The organism is Achromobacter sp. 77, from assembly GCF_020541125.1.
GTDB lineage: Bacteria > Pseudomonadota > Gammaproteobacteria > Burkholderiales > Burkholderiaceae_B > Achromobacter > Achromobacter mucicolens.
Window position 1 is genome coordinate 3,254,864 of record NZ_CP059848.1, and the last position, 16,074, is coordinate 3,270,937.

A 16,074-nucleotide genomic window follows, 5' to 3' on the forward strand; every position below is an offset into this window, starting at 1 on the left:
GGCCAGAATTCGTCCTTGGCATAAATCAAGACCAATGGAACTTCGTCAACTCGAGGCCTTCGCGGCCGTCATGTCCACCGGCAGCGTCACCGCGGCCGGACGGCTGCTGGGACGCTCGCAGCCTGCGATCAGCCGGTTGCTGCAGGAATTGGAGGCCGAAATCGGCTATCCCCTGTTCAACCGCAGCGGTCCCCGCGTGACGCCCACCGAACAGGGCTTCCTGCTTTACGACGATGTTGAACGCGCGTTGTCCAGCCTGCAGCAGATCCGCAGCCGGGCCGACGAAATTGCGCGCGGTCAGGCGCAGCCGCTGTTGATGGCTGCCACTTCCGCCCTTGCCGCCGGCCTGGTGCCGGCCGCCCTCAAACGCATCGAAGACCGCCTTGGACCCGCCCGCGTGCAGTTGCGCAGCGCCTCGCCCGAGCGCGTGGTGCACGCCGTGCTGTCGGGCGCCGCGCAGTTGGGCGCGACCAGCCTGCCGCTGGAGCACCGCGGCCTGACCGTGCACTGGATTGCACAGGCGCCTTGCGTGGTGGCATTGCCCGAAGACGATCCCGCCGCGCGCCACGCCGTGGTGCCGGTGTCGGCGCTGGCCGGACGCCGCCTCATCACCATGGCCAACCCCTATCGCCTGCGCCGCCGGCTGGACGCGGCCCTCGCGCACAACGTGCAGGCGCTGGGCACCATCGAAACCAATTCGTCCGTCAACGCCCTGGCCGCGGTCCGCGCGGGCCTGGGCGTATCGGTGCTGGAACCCGTGACCGCCTATGGTTCGCCGATGGCGGGCGTGGCGATCCGTCCCATCGATCTGGACATCCCTTTCTTCTTTGGGGTCATCACCCCGCAGTCGCAAACGCTGTCGCCCGCCTGCCAGGCGATGGCCGACGCGTTGGCCGAAGCCGCCGCAGACCTGCTGCCCGGCTTTGTGCTGCACGACGCGTCCGAGCATTCGGCGCTGCTGCAGTCGATCTACGGCGATGACGCCCCTGTCATGGAAACACCCGCATCATGAATCTGCCCCTCGCCACCCCGCCGCAAGGCCTGCCCGCCCTGGAGGCGCGCCTTCGGCAAGACCTCTCCTGGCTGGAAATTCCCGCCAAGAACTGGGTGACGCCCCGGCTGGTCGACGGCCAGCAGGCGCTGGATGTGGCGATTATCGGCGGCGGCATGGCCGGCTTGGCCGCAGCCGCGTCTCTGAAGCACCTGGGCATCGATGCGCCGATCTTCGATCAGGCGCCCGAAGGCTACGAAGGCCCGTGGGCCACGACGGCCCGCATGGAAACGCTGCGCTCGCCCAAGCAACTGACCGGTCCCGCGCTGGGCCTGCCCGCGCTGACCTTCCGCGCCTGGTTCGAGGCGCAATTCGGCTTGGCGGCCTGGGAAGCGCTGGACAAGATTCCCCGCCTGCAATGGATGGACTATCTGCGCTGGTACCGCCGCGTGCTGAACCTGGACGTGCGCAACGAACACCGCATCCTGTCCGTGCAGCCGCGCCCCGATCAGCTGGTTGAGCTGGACATCCAGTCGCCCGCCGGACGCACGACCGTCCTGGCTCGCCGCGTCGTTCTGGCCACCGGCCGCGACGGCTTGGGCGGCGCATACGTGCCCGACTTTGCAAAAAAGCTGCCGCGCGACCGCTGGGCGCATTCGTCCGACGTGATGGACTACAACACCCTGGCCGGCAAGCGCGTCGGCGTCGTGGGCGCGGGCGCGTCCGCCATGGACAGCGCGGCGACCGCGCTGGAAGCCGGCGCCGCCAGCGTCGATCTGCTGATACGCCGCAATGACATCCCGCGCATCAACAAGGGCAAGGGCGCGGGCAACCCGGGCCTGACCCACGGCCACCTGACGCTGCCGGACGAATGGAAGTGGAAGATCCGCCACTACATCAACGCCGCGCAAGTGCCGCCCCCGCGCGGCAGCACGCTGCGCGTGTCGCGCCATCCCAATGCGTTCTTCAACCTGGGCTGTGGCGTGCTGGACCTGGCCCTGGTCGATGACGAGATTCACGTCACCACGCCCAAGGGCGTGTTCGTGCTGGACTTCCTGATCTTCTCCACGGGCTTTCGCATCGATTGGACCGTGCGGCCGGAGTTCGCGCCGCTGGCGCCCCATGTGCGCGCCTGGGGCGACCGCTACACGCCGCCTCCCGGCGAGGAAGACCAGGAACTGCACGACTCGCCCGATCTGGGACCGGTGTTCGAACTGCAGGAGAAAGTCCCCGGCGCCTGCCCGGGCCTGGATCGCGTGCACTGTTTTTCGTACCCCGCCGCGCTGACGCACGGCACGATCTCGGGCGACATCCCCGCCATCAGCGAAGGCGCCAAGCGCCTGGCGCAAGGCATCGCCGGCCTGTTCTACCGCGAAGACGTGGTGACGCACTACGCCAACATGGAAGCGTTCTCGGAGCCCGAAGTGTTCGGTGACGAGTGGACGCCGGCCGCCGCGCCGGCCACGGCTTCGCAGGCGGAGACCGCGCAATGACCGCATGGCTGCTACGCCGCGTGGCGCAGGCTGCGGTGGTCGTGTTCCTGATGACGCTGATCGTCTTCGTGGGCCTGCACGCCATCGGCAACCCCGTGGACATCCTGATCGGCCAGGACGTGGACCAGGTGGACCGCGCGCGCATCATCGCCGAACTGGGGCTGGACAAGCCGCTTTGGCAGCAATACCTGGCCTTCCTGAACGGCGCGCTGCACGGCAACCTGGGCAACAGCTTCGTCTACAACATCCCGGCGATCGAACTGGTGATCCAGCGCCTGCCGGCCACGCTTGAACTGGCCATCACCGCCCTGTCCTTTGCCGTCATCATCGGCCTGCCGCTGGGCCTGTTTGCGGGTCTGTATCCGGACAGCCGCGCGGCCAAGATGATCATGGCGGGCAGCATCGTGGGCTTTTCGCTGCCTACCTTCTGGGTGGCGCTGATGCTCATCATGGCGTTCAGCGTGTCGCTGGGCTGGCTGCCCGCCAGCGGCCGCGGCCAGACGGTGGAGTTCCTGGGCTTTCAGTGGTCGTGGCTCACGGCAGACGGCTGGCGCCACCTGATCCTGCCGGCGTTCAACCTGTCGCTCTTCAAGATATCCCTGGTGATCCGCCTGACCCGCGCCGGCGTGCGCGACGTGATGCCGCTGGACTTCGTGAAGTTCGCGCGCGCCAAGGGCCTGTCGCCGTTTCGCGTGGTCTGTGTGCACGTGCTGCGCAACACCATGATTCCGCTGGTGACGGTGCTGGGCCTGGAGCTGGGCTCGACCATCGCATTTGCCGTCATCACCGAAAGCATCTTTGCGTGGCCCGGCGCCGGCAAGCTGATCCTGGACAGCCTGAACGCGCTGGACCGCCCCGTGATCGTGGCCTATCTGATCGTGGTGGTGTGCCTGTTCGTGACGCTGAACCTGATCGTCGACATTCTGTACAAAGTGCTGGACCCCCGGGTGCGGCTGGAGGCCACGGCATGAGTTCCGTATCCCAAACCGCGCAGGCGCCCGCCCTGCGCCGCGAGTCGCCGTGGCGCCGCAACCTTGCCGAGTTCATGTCGTCCAAGACGGCCGTGCTGGGCCTGGTTGTCGCCACTCTGCTGATCCTGGCCGCCGTGCTGGCGCCGTGGATCTCGCCGCAGAATCCCTATGACCTGCTGCAGATCGACGTACTGGATTCGCGCCTGCCGCCGGGTTCCATGAATGGCCTGGACACGTTCCACTACTGGCTGGGCACCGACGGCCAGGGCCGTGACCTGCTGTCGGGCATCCTGTATGGCCTGCGCATCAGCCTGATGGTGGGCGTGGGCTCGGCGCTGATCGCCGGCATCATCGGCACGCTGCTGGGCCTGTTGGCCGCCTACGCCGGCGGCAAGGTCGACGCCTTCATCATGCGTCTCGTGGACCTGATCCTGTCGTTCCCGTCGATCCTGGTCGCGATGATGATCCTGGCTTATCTGGGCAAGGGCGTGGGCAACGTGGTGCTGACGCTGGTGATTCTGGAATGGGCCTACTACGCCCGCACCGCGCGCGGCCAGGCCCTGGTCGAGCGCCGCCGCGAATACGTGGAAGCCGCCCGCTGCCTGGACATTCCCAACTGGCGGATCATGTTGAAGCACATCCTGCCCAACTGCCTGCCGCCGCTGATCGTCATCGGCACGCTGCAGATTGCGCGCGCCATCACGCTGGAAGCCACGCTGAGCTTCCTGGGACTGGGCGTGCCCGTGACCGAACCGTCGCTGGGCCTGCTGATTTCCAACGGCTTCCAATACATGCTGTCCGGCGAATACTGGATCAGCTTCTACCCCGGCATCGCGCTGCTCATCACCATCGTGGCGATCAACCTGGTTGGCGACCGCCTGCGCGACGTGCTGAACCCGAGGACCCACAAATGACCGACCGCTCTGCCTCGGCTGGCGCGCCGGCCACGCTTGAAGTGCGCAACCTGCGCACGCACTTCCACACCCGCGCGGGCGTGCTGCCCGCCGTGGATGACGTCTCTTTCACCTTGCCGCGCGGCAAGATCCTGGGCCTGGTCGGCGAATCCGGCTCGGGCAAGTCCGTGACGGGCTTTTCCATCATGGGTCTGGTCGATGCCCCAGGCCGTATCGTGGGCGGCCAGGTCCTGTTTCAGGGCCGCGACCTGACCACGCTGCCCCCGCGCGAACTGCGCCGCCTGCAGGGCAACCGCATCGCCATGATCTTCCAGGATCCGATGATGACGCTGAACCCCGTGCTGCGGGTGGACGTGCAGATGATCGAGACGGTGCGCGCGCATAACAAGATGAGCAGTGCCCAGGCCCGCATCCTGGCGCGCGACACGCTGGGCATGATGGGCATCCCCAGCCCCGAGGAACGCCTGCTCGCCTATCCGCATCAACTGTCGGGCGGCATGCGCCAGCGCGTGGCCATCGCCATTGCCATGCTGCACCGGCCGGACCTCATCATTGCCGACGAACCGACCACCGCGCTGGACGTCACCATCCAGGCGCAGATCCTGTCCGAAGTGCAGAAGCTGGCCCAACAGCACGGCACCAGCCTTATCTGGATCACCCACGATCTGTCGGTGGTGGCGGGCCTTGCCGACGACGTGGCCGTCATGTATGCCGGGCGCATCGTCGAACACGGCAAGGTCGACGACGTGCTGGACCGTCCGCAGCACCCCTACACCGTGGGCCTGATCGACAGCCTGCCCATCAACAATGCGCGCGGCCAGCGCCTGCGCCAGATTCCCGGCATGACGCCCAACCTGCTGCACCTGCCGGCCGGCTGTGCCTTCGCGGCGCGCTGCGCGCGCGCCACCGCCGCCTGCGGCCAGCAACCCGGCATCACCGAAGCCTTACCCCAACACGACGTGCGCTGCTTCCATCCTTCCATCCAGATCCACCGCGAGGTGGCGGCATGAGCGCCACCTCCACCGCCAACGCCCCCACGCCGCTGATCGACCTGCGTCAGGTCAGCAAGCGCTTTGGCGAACGCAAGGTCGGCGCCGCCGGCCGCGCCATGCAGTCGCTGGGCCTGTCCAAGCCGCCCGCGATCACGCGCGCCGTGGACCATGTCGATCTGATCGTGAATCCCGGCGAGGTCGTCGGCCTGGTCGGTGAATCCGGCTGCGGCAAGTCCACGCTGGGCCGCATCGCGGCGGGCCTGCTCACGCCCTCGGGCGGCGAGGTCCGCATCAATGGCGTGCGCCCGGCGGACATGAATGCGGCCGAGGCCCACGCCGCGCGCCTGAAAGTGCAGATGATCTTCCAGGATCCCTACGCCAGTCTCAACCCGCGCCTGCGCGTGGACGAGATCGTGGGCGAGGCCGCCCGCATCCACGGCCTGGTCGGCAACGGCGACTTCGACGACTACGTCAGCGCGCAATTGGAACGCGCGGGTCTGGACCCGTCGCTGCGCCAGCGCTACCCGCACCAGTTCAGCGGCGGCCAGCGCCAACGCATCGGCATCGCCCGCGCGCTGGCGGTGCAGCCGTCGATGCTGGTCTGCGACGAAGCCGTGGCCGCGCTGGACGTCTCGATCCAGGCGCAGATCCTGAACCTGTTCATGGACCTGCGCGAAGAACTGAACCTGACTTATCTGTTCATCAGCCATGACCTGGGCGTGGTCGAACACCTGTCCGATCGCGTGGTCATCATGTACCTGGGCCGCGTCGTGGAAACGGCGACGGTGGAAGAAGTCTTCCGGCGTCCCAACCACCCTTACACGCAAGCCCTGCTGGCCGAAATCCCCAGCCTGAAATCGCGCCACAAGATCTTCACCGCGATCAAGGGCGAGATTCCCAGCCCGCTCAATCCGCCCACCGGCTGCCATTTCCATCCGCGATGTCCGCACGCGATGCCGCGCTGCAAGACCGAGGTTCCCACGTTGAAGGGAATCGCCATCAACCACCTGAGCGCCTGTCACCTGAACGACATGGCCTGACGATCACTGGCCGCGGCACGACCGCCGCGGCCGCTGGACCCACACCGTTCCCCCTTCACCAAGGATCCCGGACAATGAAACGCCTGATTCTCTCGACCCTCACCGCCGCCATCCTGGGCGCCTCGGCCGCCGCCTCCGCGGACAACCTGTCGATCGGCTTTGCCGACCCGTTGTCGTCGCTGGACCCGCAGCTGAACAACCACGCCGGCGACCGTTCGGTGGCCCTGCACTTCTGGGATCTTCTGATCGAGAACAAGTGGAACAAGCTGCAGCCGGGCCTGGCCGTGAGCTGGAAGCCGCTGGACAACACCACCTGGGAATTCAAGCTGCGTGAAGGCGTCAAGTGGCAGGACGGTACGCCGTTCACCGCCGACGACCTGATCTACTCCTACACCCGCGCCCGCGGCGTGCCGGGCAGCGTCGCCACCTACGCCGGCTACCTGCGCACCATCGACACGATGACCGCCAAGGATCCGCTGACCCTCATCATCAAGACCAAGGCCCCCAACCCCGACCTGCCGCTGAACCTGGCGTCCATCCACGTCGTCAGCAAGCACGTCGGCGAAAAGTCTTCGACCGAAGACTACAACTCGGGCAAGGCCATGGTCGGCACCGGCCCGTACAAGTTCGTCTCCTACACGCCCGGCGACCGCGTCCTGATGGAACGCAACGACGCCTACTGGGGCGACAAGCAGATCTGGGAGAAGGTCAACTACCGCTACATCAACAACGCCGCCGCCCGCACCGCCGCGCTCTTGGCCGGCGACGTGGACGTGATCGACAAGGTGTCGGTGTCCGACCTGGCCAAGCTGGAGAAGGCCGCCAACATCTCGGTCTACCCGTACGACGGCCTGCGCGTCATGCTGCTGCAACCCAGCTTCAACCCCGCGCCCAACCAGTACATCACCGACAACAACGGCAAGCCGCTGGACAAGAACCCGCTCCTGGACGTGCGCGTGCGCCAGGCGCTGAACCTGGCCATCAACCGCAAGGCCATCGCCGACCGCATCCTGCAAGGCGCCGCCACGGAAGCCAACCAGTGGATGCCCAAGGGCACCTTCGGCTACAACCCCGAGATCAAGGACATCCCCAACGACGTCGCGCAAGCCAAGAAGCTGCTGGCCGAAGCGGGCTTTCCCGACGGTTTCAAGCTGACCATGCACGTGCCCAACGACCGCTACCCGCAAGGCCCGGAAACGGCCCAGGCGGTGGCGCAGTTCTGGACCCGCGTGGGCGTCAAGACCCAGGTGGAAGTCGTGCCGTGGGCCGTCTATTCGGGCCGCGCCAACAAGAACGAATTCGCCGTCAGCATGCTGGCGTGGGGCAACGGCACGGGCGAAGCCAGCTACGCGCTGGTCAACATCCTGGCCACCGTCGACGCCAAAAAGGGCCTGGGCGCGTCCAACTGGGGCCACTACACGAACCCCAAGGTCGACACCGCGCTGGAGCAATCCACCTCGGAATTCGACGTGGCCAAGCGTGAAGCCATCCTGCGCGACTCCGTCAAGCTCGTCTCCGACGACGTCGGCATCATTCCGCTGTTCCACTACAAGAACATCTGGGCCACCAAGAAGGGTCTGAAGGTTACCCCGATGACCAGCGACCGCACGGCCGCCATGATGGTCACCAAGGTCTCGGACAAGTAAGCCATGGCGCCGACCCTGCACATCAGCCCCGCGGACGCCCTCATCGACGTCCCGCGCCAGATCCGCGTCGAACACGTCGCGCCCGGCGCCACCGTCGAGATCACCGCCCTCACCCGCCGCAACGGCGTGCTCTGGCAAGCCCAGGCCGCCTACACGGCAGGCGAGGACGGCGCCGTCGATCTGACCCGCGACGCGCCCGTCTCGGGCGACTACACCGGCCTGGCCCCGATGGGGCTGATCTGGGCGCAGTCTCCCGATGACGGCAAGAGCCGCGAGTACTTCAACCAGCCGGTGACCGATGCCCTCGTCACCGAGGTGGTTGTCCGCGTCGAAGGCGCCGAGGCGCGCGGCAGCTTCACGCAACGCCTGGCGGTTGACGGCGTCACGCGTGTCGAGGTCCGCGAGGAAGGCCTGGTCGGCACCCTGTACCTGCCCGCCGGCAGCGCCCCGGGCTCGCATCCCGCCGTCATGATCCTGAACGGGTCCGGCGGCGGCATCAACGAACCGCGCGCCGCCCTGTACGCCTCGCGCGGCTACGCCGCCTTCGCGCTGGCGTACTTCAAGGCGCCCGGCCTGTCGGACTACATTTCCAACACCCCGCTTGAGTACTTCCAGACGGGCCTGCGCTGGTTGCGCAAGAAGGTCCAGCCCCTGCACGACTTCGTCGCCATCAGCGGCCAGTCGCGCGGCGGCGAACTGGTGCTGCTGCTGGGCGCCACCTTCCCGAAGGAAGTGTCGGCAGTGGTGGCCTACGTGCCCGGCGCCGTCGTGCACAGCGGCCAGAACGCCTGCGACCCCAAGATCGGCCGCGAAGGCCCGACCTGGCTGCTGGGCGGCAAGCCCATCCCCCACGTCTGGGAAAACAACCGCACGGCCACCTGGGCCCCGTTCGATGAAGGCCCCGCGCCCCATCGCCACGAGAAAGCCATTTTGACGGCCTTGCAGGACCCGGACGCCGTGGCGCGTGCACGCATCCGCGTGGAAGACATCGAAGGCCCGGTCATGCTGCTGTCCGGCACCGACGACGGCTCGTGGCCGTCCAGCCTGTACTCGAAGATGGTGCAGGACAAGCTGACCGACGTGCGGCACCCGTACCCGGTCCAGTGGCTGGACTACGAGAACGGCGGCCACTCGATCCTGTTCCCCTACGTGCCCACCACCCAGCTTGTGTATGCCCACCCCGTGTCGGGCAAGATCAGCACCAGCGGCGGCAACCCCAAGGACAACGCCCGCGCCGACCAGGAATCCTGGGAAGGCGTGAAGACGTTCCTGGACGCGGCGGTAAAGGCCAAGGGCGCGGCGGCTGGCAAGCCGGCAGCGACCGCGAACGATGCCTCGGGCAACGTCCGCTGAACGAAACTTTAGGAGACCTCCTCAATGGCACAACAACCGATCGTCTACGACATCAGCAAAGACATCGTCGACCAGCTCGTGGGCCTGGCGCCCGGCACCCAGACTTTTGACGTGCGCCACAAGCGCGACAAGGTCGCCGCCGCCACGCAAGGCAGCTACGACGCCCTCTTCGACCCCGCCCTGCCCGGCCTGCCGCTGGCCGACCGCCTGCTGGTCGCGCTGTACGCCACGCGCATCACGCCGTCGCCGCTGTTGGCCGCGCACTATCGCGCCCGTGCCGTCGAGGCCGGCGTGCCGGCTGCGGACATCGCCGTCGCCGAATCCGGCAAGCCGGCCGATGCCGCCGACCCGCGCCTGGCCGCCATCCTGGAATTCACGCGCAAGCTGATCGAAAAGCCGGTCGAAGGCGACGAAGCCGCGTTGAAGACGCTGCCGGCTGCGGGGGTTTCCACCCCGGCCGTCGTCACGCTGTCGCAGCTGATCGCCTTCCTGTCGTATCAGACGCGCCTGGTGGCCGGATTGGTCGCGATGAAAGCGGCTGAAGGGCTTGAGGCGGGTGCTGGCGCCGCGGATGCCACGTCCGTCATCAACCCCGGCAACACCGAACCCGGCGCCGTCATCAAGGCCCATGGCTTCACCAACGAAGTCCTGGAATGGAAGGCTTGGCTGGACGTCGTCAACGTCGACACCGCCACCCCCGAACAGATCGCCGTCCTGGAAGAAAGCCACCCCAAGGCCAAGGCCTCGGACTATTACCTGTTCCTGGTCCACCAGCCCGAAATCCTGCGCCAACGCTCCACGGCCTTCAACGCCATCATGTACGCGCCGGGCGGCCTGTCGCGCGCCGAGCGCGAACTGGGCGCCACCGTGGTGTCGCGCGTGAACGGCTGCGTGTACTGCGCGTCGGTGCACGCGCAGCGGTTCGAGCAACTGGCCAAGCGCAATGACGTGATTGGGCAGGTGTTTGAGAATCCGGTCACGGCGGGCACGACCAAGCGTGAACAGGCGATCGGCAAGTTTTCGATCCAGATTACCGAGGCGCAGGCCGACGTCAACGCGGCCAGCATCCAGGCGCTGAAGGATGTGGGTCTGAATGACGGGGAGATCCTGGATCTGCTGCATTCGGACGCGATCTTTGCGTGGGCGAACCGGTTGATGCTGAATTTGGGTGAGCCGGAGCTGGTGACGGTCTGACGGGCAGTCTACATTCAGCCGGTGTCTGACACCCGCATACGCTCGCTTGAGTTCCCTCGCCTGCGCATACGGGTGTCAGACACGCGGAAGGATCGGCTGGTGTCAGACACTCGGAAGGATCGGCTTGTTACACTGTCCCTTCCCGCACCTACACGCGCCCCGCCCCAGCGGGGCGCTTTGCCTTTCCCCATGTCCGAAAAAACCCACGACATCCGCCCCGGCCAGTCGATCGAACTGCTCAAGGCCCTGCACATCCTGACCCGCGACGGCAAGATGAACCAGGACAGCCGCCGCAAATTGAAGCAGGTCTATCACCTGTTCCAGTTCATCGAGCCGCTGCTCAAGGATGTCCAAGACCAACGCGGCGCCATCACCCTGGCCGACCACGGCGCGGGCAAGTCGTATCTGGGCTTCATCCTGTACGACCTGTTTTTCAAGGATCAGCCCGAGGCGCTGAAGAACGGCTCCCACATCTACGGCATCGAAACCCGCGAAGAACTGGTGAAGTCGTCGGAAGATCTGGCCAAGCGGCTGGGCTTTGGCGGCATGTCGTTCCTGAATCTGTCGGTGGCGGAGTCGATCACTTCGGACAAACTGCCCGCGTCGATAGACGTGGTGACCGCCCTGCACGCCTGCAATACGGCTACCGACGACGCGATTCACTTTGCGTTGGAGAAGAAGGCCAAATACATCGTGGTCGTGCCGTGCTGCCAGGCCGAGGTGGCGTCGGTGCTGCGCAAGAACAAAGCAAAAGCACTGGCGGACCCGCTGGCTGAGATCTGGCGGCATCCGCTACATACGCGGGAGTTTGGCAGCCAGATTACGAATGTGCTGCGGTGCCTGCAGCTTGAGGCGCACGGATATCAGGTCAGCGTGACCGAACTGGTCGGCTGGGAGCATTCGATGAAGAATGAGCTGATCATCGCGCAATATAAAAACCTGCCGACGCGCAAGCCCGCGCAGCGCTTGACCGAGATGTTGGAGCGGATCGGACTGCAGGAATTGAAGGATCGGTTTTTCTTGCCGCAAGCTGCGTAATACTGAAAAGGACCGCCTGCGGCGATGAATTTTTCCCATTATCTTGATCGGGTTCGTGCGGTGTGCGACGCACATGGCCACGCGCTACACCTCAACCCGGGTGCGGCGGCATCAGGGCTTGAAGCGGTCGAGGCGGAACTTGGTTTTCCCCTCTCTGCGGACGCCAGGCAGGCTTGGCTTCTGGCCAATGGGGCCGAGCGCGATGTGCCGGTATTCATGCGTCCGGGCTATCTGACGGCCTATGATTTTCTGCCGCTTGAAAAGGCGATTGCAGGACGAGCACGGATGGCGGACCGCGCGCCGCGATATGCCGGATATATGGAGCCAGAGCCACGCGATGCGCGCATCAGGGACGGCTGGTTTCACCCGGGCTGGCTCCCCTTCGCCAGCTTTGGCGGCGCAACGATGCTGCTGATGGTCGACCACTCCCCAAGCGAATCCGGCACACCGGGGCAGATCATCGCATTCACTCATGACCCGGATCAGATCACGTGGGTGGCACCAAGCTTCACCGCGCTACTGACGGGATCAATCGCTGAGATCGAAGCCGACCCCGAGGAATTTCTGGGGGATTTTTAAGGCCGGGGATCAGACGCCCCCAGCCCATTCCCACGACCGAAGTAAAATCCGCTACCCATGCGCTTCTCTGACTTCGACCAACGCCTCGCCGCCCTCGGCGCGCTGCCCGTTCACCGCGGGCGGGTCATGCGCGTCTGGCTGCAAGGACAAGCGCTCGACACCGGCACGCGGCGGCGTAGCGCTGAGCATTTTCTGCCCCTCGCCGTTCGCGATGCAGTGCCCGCCTTGACGGCAGAACTTGACGGCCTTGCGCGCATCCGCTCCGAACATGCCGGCAGCGACGGTTCGCGCTTGCTTGTCGAACTGGCCGACGGGCAGATGGTGGAAAGCGTGCTGTTGCCGCGCGACGGACTGTGCGTGTCCACCCAGGTCGGCTGTGCGGTCGGCTGCCGCTTCTGCATGACCGGCAAGAGCGGCTTGATTCGTCAGGTCACCAGCATGGAAATCCTGGCCCAGGTCGTGCTGGCGCGGCGTCAGCGTGCGGTGAAGAAAGTCGTTTTCATGGGCATGGGTGAACCGGCCCACAACCTCGACAACGTGCTCGAAGCCATCGACCTGCTTGGCACCGAAGGCAATATCGGGCACAAGAATCTCGTGTTCTCCACCGTGGGAGACCAGCGCGTGTTCGACGCGCTGCCGCGGCAACGCGTCAAGCCTGCACTGGCGCTGTCGCTACACACGACCAAAGCCGAGTTGCGAGAGCATCTGCTGCCACGCGCGCCCAAGATTTCGCCGGAAGCACTGATCGAACTTGGCGAGCGATATGCTCGCGACACCGACTATCCGATCCAGTATCAATGGACGCTGCTCAAGGGCGTCAACGACGGCGACGACGAACTCGATGCGGTCGCGGATTTGCTCAAGGGCAAGTACGGCGTGCTCAACGTCATTCCGTTCAATAGTCTTGAAGGCGATACCTACCAGCGCCCCGATGCCGAGCGCACCCGCGAAATCGTCCGCTATCTGCACAGCCGTGGCGTGCTGACCAAAGTCAGGAATAGCGCGGGGCAGGATGTGGACGGCGGCTGTGGCCAGCTGCGCGCGCGTGCCGTAGGCGCCGAGCAAGTAGTCGAGCTGCGCCGCACGCGCACAGCCAGACCGGCAGCCGCCTAGTCTGCCTTGCGAGCGGGCCCGTCACGCCCGAGTCGAGACCTGTCCCCACCTTGCCGAAATCCCGGCCACCGCCTGTCTCATCCGGTCCACGACCTCCCTGAATCTCCCGGCCCCCAACCGTTCCGCCATCGCCGTCACCGTAATCGCCCCCAGCGCTTCCCCTGTAGCCGACATGATCGGCACGGCCACCGCACTGGTCCCCGGCATCAGGCCCACGGGCGCATGTGCCAAGCCCTCGCGGCGGGCTGCATCGACCCGCGCGATCACGTCCTCTACCCGCTCGCCCAACACCTCCAACCGCGCCGCATTACTGCGCACCAGCCGCGTGCTGTCGTCTGCGTCCAGGCTGGCCAACAACGCCACCCCGGAGACCCCGACCCCAAGCGGTCTGCGAACACCCACCTCAATCGACAACACCTGTATCGGATGCCTTCCCGTGCGGCGCCCAATGCAGATCGAGTCATGCCCATGCCGGATGCTTAGAAACACGGTATCCCCGACTTGATCCGCAAGCTCCGCCATATAGGGATCGGCCAAGGTCAACAACGGGAACCGCCGCGTTCGCGCCAGCCCGAGCAAGGTGATTTCCTGGCCAATCAAATACCGGCGCGTCTCCGGGTCCTGTTCTACCGCCTCTTCCTGCACCAAGGTCTTGAGCAGCCGATGCACGGTCGGCCGGTTCAGGCCGGACATGCGCTCCAGGTCCACCAAGCGCACTCCCCGTTCCTGCCCGCACGCGATCAACCGCAGCAAAGCCAATGCGCGCCGGACGGTCTGGGCGCCGGCCGCGCTTTTATCCTCGGAGCCGCTCATGCGGCCTCCGGTTTCATGACGGACTTTGCCGTTTGGGCGATGCCGCGCTTGGTAATGATTTCGCCCAGCGATGCATAGTTTGGCCCGCCGATGCGGCAGATGGGGCGCAGCATTGCGGTGTCGATCTTGCCGTCTTGCATCAGGCCCTCGCGGATGTGGAACATCACGACTTCGCCCACAAAGAATTCGGCGCCGGTGTTGCCGAACGGCGTGACGCTGTGCAGCCGGCATTCCAGACTGATGGGCGCGGCGGCCAGGCGGGGGGTGGCGACCACCACGCCGGGGATGACGGGGAGGCCCAGCAAATCGGCTTCGCTGACTTCAGGCGGATGTTCCTGAGCGCTTTCGTGCAAGGGGTCCAGCAGCGTTTCGTCGGCAATGTTCACGACGAAATGACCGTTGTCCATGATGTTGCGGCCGGTGTCTTTGCGCTGGCCGGCCTTTCTGCCGATGTTCACGCCAATCATGGGCGGCTGGTTGGAGACGAAGGTGTAGCAACTGAAGGGGGCCAGGTTGACGACACCGTGGGCGTTGACGCTGCTGATCCAGGCGATCGGCCGGGGCACGATGATGCCGCTCATCAGGCGGTAGGTCTGCTCGGGGTTCAGGTCACTGGCGGGAAAGTGCATGGTCGTCTCGCTCCGTAGTCCGGATATTGAACATCAGTTTAAGGGCGCGTCCATGCGGACTTCATGCGCCGAGCGTCATTTTCCCGTGAAGCAGGGGCAGATCGAAAGGAGCGCCTAACCCAGCGTTCCAAAAGAGTCCAATATCCGGACCTTTTTGAAAAATTGCCGTTGTTCAGCGCGGCGCAAATTCCTAGAGTGTCAACAAACAAACAAAACGCGATGACACGCACAGGAGACTCACCATGAACCGCACCGCGCTCCGCGCCTGCGCCACAGTGGCGCTGACCGTCCTTACCTCGATGGCGCACGCCGCCTGGCCCGACAAACCCGTGAAGATCGTTGTGCCCTACCCGCCCGGCGGGAATGTGGACGTGGCGGCGCGGCTGATCGCGCCGGGGTTGCAGGCGGCGCTGGGACAGCCGTTCATCGTGGAGAACAAGCCGGGCGCGGGCGGCATGATTGCCGGCGAGCAGGTGGCACGGTCGGAACCGGATGGCTACACGCTGTTCATGGCGGCCAACGGTCCCCTGCTGTTTTCGCCGCTGATCTTCAAGCGCGACGCCTACAAATGGGACCGGGACTTTGCGCCGATCAGTTCGGTGTCGTATACGCCACTGGTGTTGCAGGTGCGGCCGGAGCTCAAGGCCAAGAATCTGGAAGAGCTGCTGGCGCTGGCCAAGAAGGAGCCGGGCAAGCTGAACATGGCATCGCCCGGCGCGGGGACGACGAATCACCTGGTGAGCGAACTGCTGCAGTCGCTGACCGGGGCGCGCTGGACGACGGCGCAATACAAGGGCAATGCACCCGCGACGACGGATCTGCTGGGCGGCCAGGTGGATTTCAATTTCGACCAGATTTCAGTCGCGTTGCCTTACGTCAAGGAAGGCCGGTTGCGAGCGCTGGCCGTAACCACGGCCAAGCGCGTGCCATCGATGCCGGACGTGCCAACGTTTGCGGAAGCCGGCGTGCCGGGCATGGAAGCGGCGACGTTCACTGGATTGCTGGCCCCGAAGGGCACGCCGCCCGAGGTGCTGAACAAGCTTAGCGAGGCGCTGACCAAGATCCTGGCGCAGCCGACGATCATCCAGCGCTTTGACGATCTGGGCGCACAGGCGCGCGGCAGCTCTCCCGAGGAGTTCACGCGCTACCTGGCCGCGGAAGATGCGCGCTGGACGCCGATCATCAAGCGCGCCGGCATCACCGCGAACTGAACACTGCCCGAGCCGGCAACCGGGCGGCCCTCAGAGCAGCCAACCCGGCCGCCACTTGGATTTACGGGGCGCGGCAACGCCGCCCCCTCCCCCGACA

Annotated in this window: 15 protein-coding genes; 13 read left to right on the forward strand and 2 right to left on the reverse strand. The window is 65.8% G+C overall.

Annotated features, from left to right (window positions below):
- Window positions 1-34: 34 nt before the first annotated feature.
- The 12 genes from H4P35_RS15020 (at window position 35) to H4P35_RS15075 (ending at window position 13,324) form a co-directional block, all read left to right on the forward strand.
- Window positions 35-1,012: a LysR family transcriptional regulator gene (locus H4P35_RS15020; RefSeq protein WP_226846117.1), complete on the forward strand. Its 978-nt coding sequence runs from the start codon at window positions 35-37 to the stop codon at window positions 1,010-1,012.
- Window positions 1,009-2,484, forward strand: coding sequence for an NAD(P)/FAD-dependent oxidoreductase (locus H4P35_RS15025; RefSeq protein WP_226846118.1), 1,476 nt, complete (start codon window positions 1,009-1,011; stop codon window positions 2,482-2,484). The genes H4P35_RS15020 and H4P35_RS15025 overlap by 4 nt, the downstream gene beginning before the upstream one ends.
- Window positions 2,481-3,455, forward strand: a complete 975-nt coding sequence (locus tag H4P35_RS15030; protein ID WP_152384672.1) for an ABC transporter permease — start codon at window positions 2,481-2,483, stop codon at window positions 3,453-3,455. The genes H4P35_RS15025 and H4P35_RS15030 overlap by 4 nt, the downstream gene beginning before the upstream one ends.
- A complete protein-coding gene (locus tag H4P35_RS15035) occupies window positions 3,452-4,369 on the forward strand; it encodes an ABC transporter permease (RefSeq protein ID WP_056319169.1) in 918 nt (305 codons plus the stop codon). Before H4P35_RS15030 ends, H4P35_RS15035 begins: the two co-directional genes overlap by 4 nt.
- A complete protein-coding gene (locus H4P35_RS15040; protein WP_226846119.1) occupies window positions 4,366-5,379 on the forward strand; it encodes an ABC transporter ATP-binding protein in 1,014 nt (337 codons plus the stop codon). Before H4P35_RS15035 ends, H4P35_RS15040 begins: the two co-directional genes overlap by 4 nt.
- Entirely contained in the window at window positions 5,376-6,401 is a 1,026-nt protein-coding gene (locus H4P35_RS15045) for an ABC transporter ATP-binding protein (protein WP_175155696.1), read from the forward strand. The genes H4P35_RS15040 and H4P35_RS15045 overlap by 4 nt, the downstream gene beginning before the upstream one ends.
- Before the next feature lie 74 nt (window positions 6,402-6,475).
- Window positions 6,476-8,047 (forward strand): ABC transporter substrate-binding protein, encoded by a 1,572-nt coding sequence (locus tag H4P35_RS15050; protein WP_056319159.1) that lies wholly within the window; start codon window positions 6,476-6,478, stop codon window positions 8,045-8,047.
- 3 nt (window positions 8,048-8,050) lie between these two features.
- Window positions 8,051-9,400 carry an acyl-CoA thioester hydrolase/BAAT C-terminal domain-containing protein gene (locus H4P35_RS15055; RefSeq protein WP_226846120.1) on the forward strand — a complete coding sequence of 450 codons (1,350 nt, stop codon included), beginning with the start codon at window positions 8,051-8,053 and terminating at the stop codon, window positions 9,398-9,400.
- A gap of 24 nt (window positions 9,401-9,424) precedes the next feature.
- The gene (locus tag H4P35_RS15060) at window positions 9,425-10,594 is read left to right on the forward strand and encodes a CMD domain protein (protein ID WP_226846121.1); all 1,170 of its coding nucleotides are present in this window, start codon (window positions 9,425-9,427) and stop codon (window positions 10,592-10,594) included.
- A 189-nt stretch (window positions 10,595-10,783) separates the two neighbouring features.
- Entirely contained in the window at window positions 10,784-11,632 is an 849-nt protein-coding gene (locus H4P35_RS15065; protein WP_226846122.1) for an SAM-dependent methyltransferase, read from the forward strand.
- A gap of 24 nt (window positions 11,633-11,656) precedes the next feature.
- Complete coding sequence (locus H4P35_RS15070; RefSeq protein ID WP_226846123.1) at window positions 11,657-12,211, forward strand: SMI1/KNR4 family protein; 555 nt, start codon at window positions 11,657-11,659, stop codon at window positions 12,209-12,211.
- A 57-nt stretch (window positions 12,212-12,268) separates the two neighbouring features.
- Complete coding sequence (locus H4P35_RS15075; RefSeq protein WP_226846124.1) at window positions 12,269-13,324, forward strand: RNA methyltransferase; 1,056 nt, start codon at window positions 12,269-12,271, stop codon at window positions 13,322-13,324.
- A 21-nt stretch (window positions 13,325-13,345) separates the two neighbouring features.
- Here H4P35_RS15075 and H4P35_RS15080 read toward each other — a convergent pair whose 3' ends face one another.
- Together H4P35_RS15080 and H4P35_RS15085 are read right to left on the reverse strand one after the other, a co-directional pair.
- A complete protein-coding gene (locus tag H4P35_RS15080) occupies window positions 13,346-14,137 on the reverse strand; it encodes an IclR family transcriptional regulator (RefSeq protein ID WP_226846125.1) in 792 nt (263 codons plus the stop codon).
- Window positions 14,134-14,766, reverse strand: coding sequence for a flavin reductase family protein (locus H4P35_RS15085; protein WP_226846126.1), 633 nt, complete (start codon window positions 14,764-14,766; stop codon window positions 14,134-14,136). The genes H4P35_RS15080 and H4P35_RS15085 overlap by 4 nt, the downstream gene beginning before the upstream one ends.
- 242 nt (window positions 14,767-15,008) lie before the next feature.
- Here H4P35_RS15085 and H4P35_RS15090 point away from each other — a divergent pair, with 242 nt between their 5' ends.
- Window positions 15,009-15,977, forward strand: coding sequence for a tripartite tricarboxylate transporter substrate binding protein (locus H4P35_RS15090; RefSeq protein ID WP_062841059.1), 969 nt, complete (start codon window positions 15,009-15,011; stop codon window positions 15,975-15,977).
- Window positions 15,978-16,074 lie beyond the last annotated feature (97 nt).

Excerpts from the sequence above, each read along its gene's own strand:
- H4P35_RS15020 (WP_226846117.1), top strand. The coding sequence starts at position 35 with ATGGAACTTCGTCAACTCGAGGCCTTCGCGGCCGTCATGTCCACCGGC.
- H4P35_RS15025 (WP_226846118.1), top strand. The coding sequence starts at position 1,009 with ATGAATCTGCCCCTCGCCACCCCGCCGCAAGGCCTGCCCGCCCTGGAG.
- H4P35_RS15030 (WP_152384672.1), top strand. The coding sequence starts at position 2,481 with ATGACCGCATGGCTGCTACGCCGCGTGGCGCAGGCTGCGGTGGTCGTG.
- H4P35_RS15035 (WP_056319169.1), top strand. The coding sequence starts at position 3,452 with ATGAGTTCCGTATCCCAAACCGCGCAGGCGCCCGCCCTGCGCCGCGAG.
- H4P35_RS15040 (WP_226846119.1), top strand. The coding sequence starts at position 4,366 with ATGACCGACCGCTCTGCCTCGGCTGGCGCGCCGGCCACGCTTGAAGTG.
- H4P35_RS15045 (WP_175155696.1), top strand. The coding sequence starts at position 5,376 with ATGAGCGCCACCTCCACCGCCAACGCCCCCACGCCGCTGATCGACCTG.
- H4P35_RS15050 (WP_056319159.1), top strand. The coding sequence starts at position 6,476 with ATGAAACGCCTGATTCTCTCGACCCTCACCGCCGCCATCCTGGGCGCC.
- H4P35_RS15055 (WP_226846120.1), top strand. The coding sequence starts at position 8,051 with ATGGCGCCGACCCTGCACATCAGCCCCGCGGACGCCCTCATCGACGTC.
- H4P35_RS15060 (WP_226846121.1), top strand. The coding sequence starts at position 9,425 with ATGGCACAACAACCGATCGTCTACGACATCAGCAAAGACATCGTCGAC.
- H4P35_RS15065 (WP_226846122.1), top strand. The coding sequence starts at position 10,784 with ATGTCCGAAAAAACCCACGACATCCGCCCCGGCCAGTCGATCGAACTG.
- H4P35_RS15070 (WP_226846123.1), top strand. The coding sequence starts at position 11,657 with ATGAATTTTTCCCATTATCTTGATCGGGTTCGTGCGGTGTGCGACGCA.
- H4P35_RS15075 (WP_226846124.1), top strand. The coding sequence starts at position 12,269 with ATGCGCTTCTCTGACTTCGACCAACGCCTCGCCGCCCTCGGCGCGCTG.
- H4P35_RS15080 (WP_226846125.1), bottom strand. The coding sequence starts at position 14,137 with ATGAGCGGCTCCGAGGATAAAAGCGCGGCCGGCGCCCAGACCGTCCGG.
- H4P35_RS15085 (WP_226846126.1), bottom strand. The coding sequence starts at position 14,766 with ATGCACTTTCCCGCCAGTGACCTGAACCCCGAGCAGACCTACCGCCTG.
- H4P35_RS15090 (WP_062841059.1), top strand. The coding sequence starts at position 15,009 with ATGAACCGCACCGCGCTCCGCGCCTGCGCCACAGTGGCGCTGACCGTC.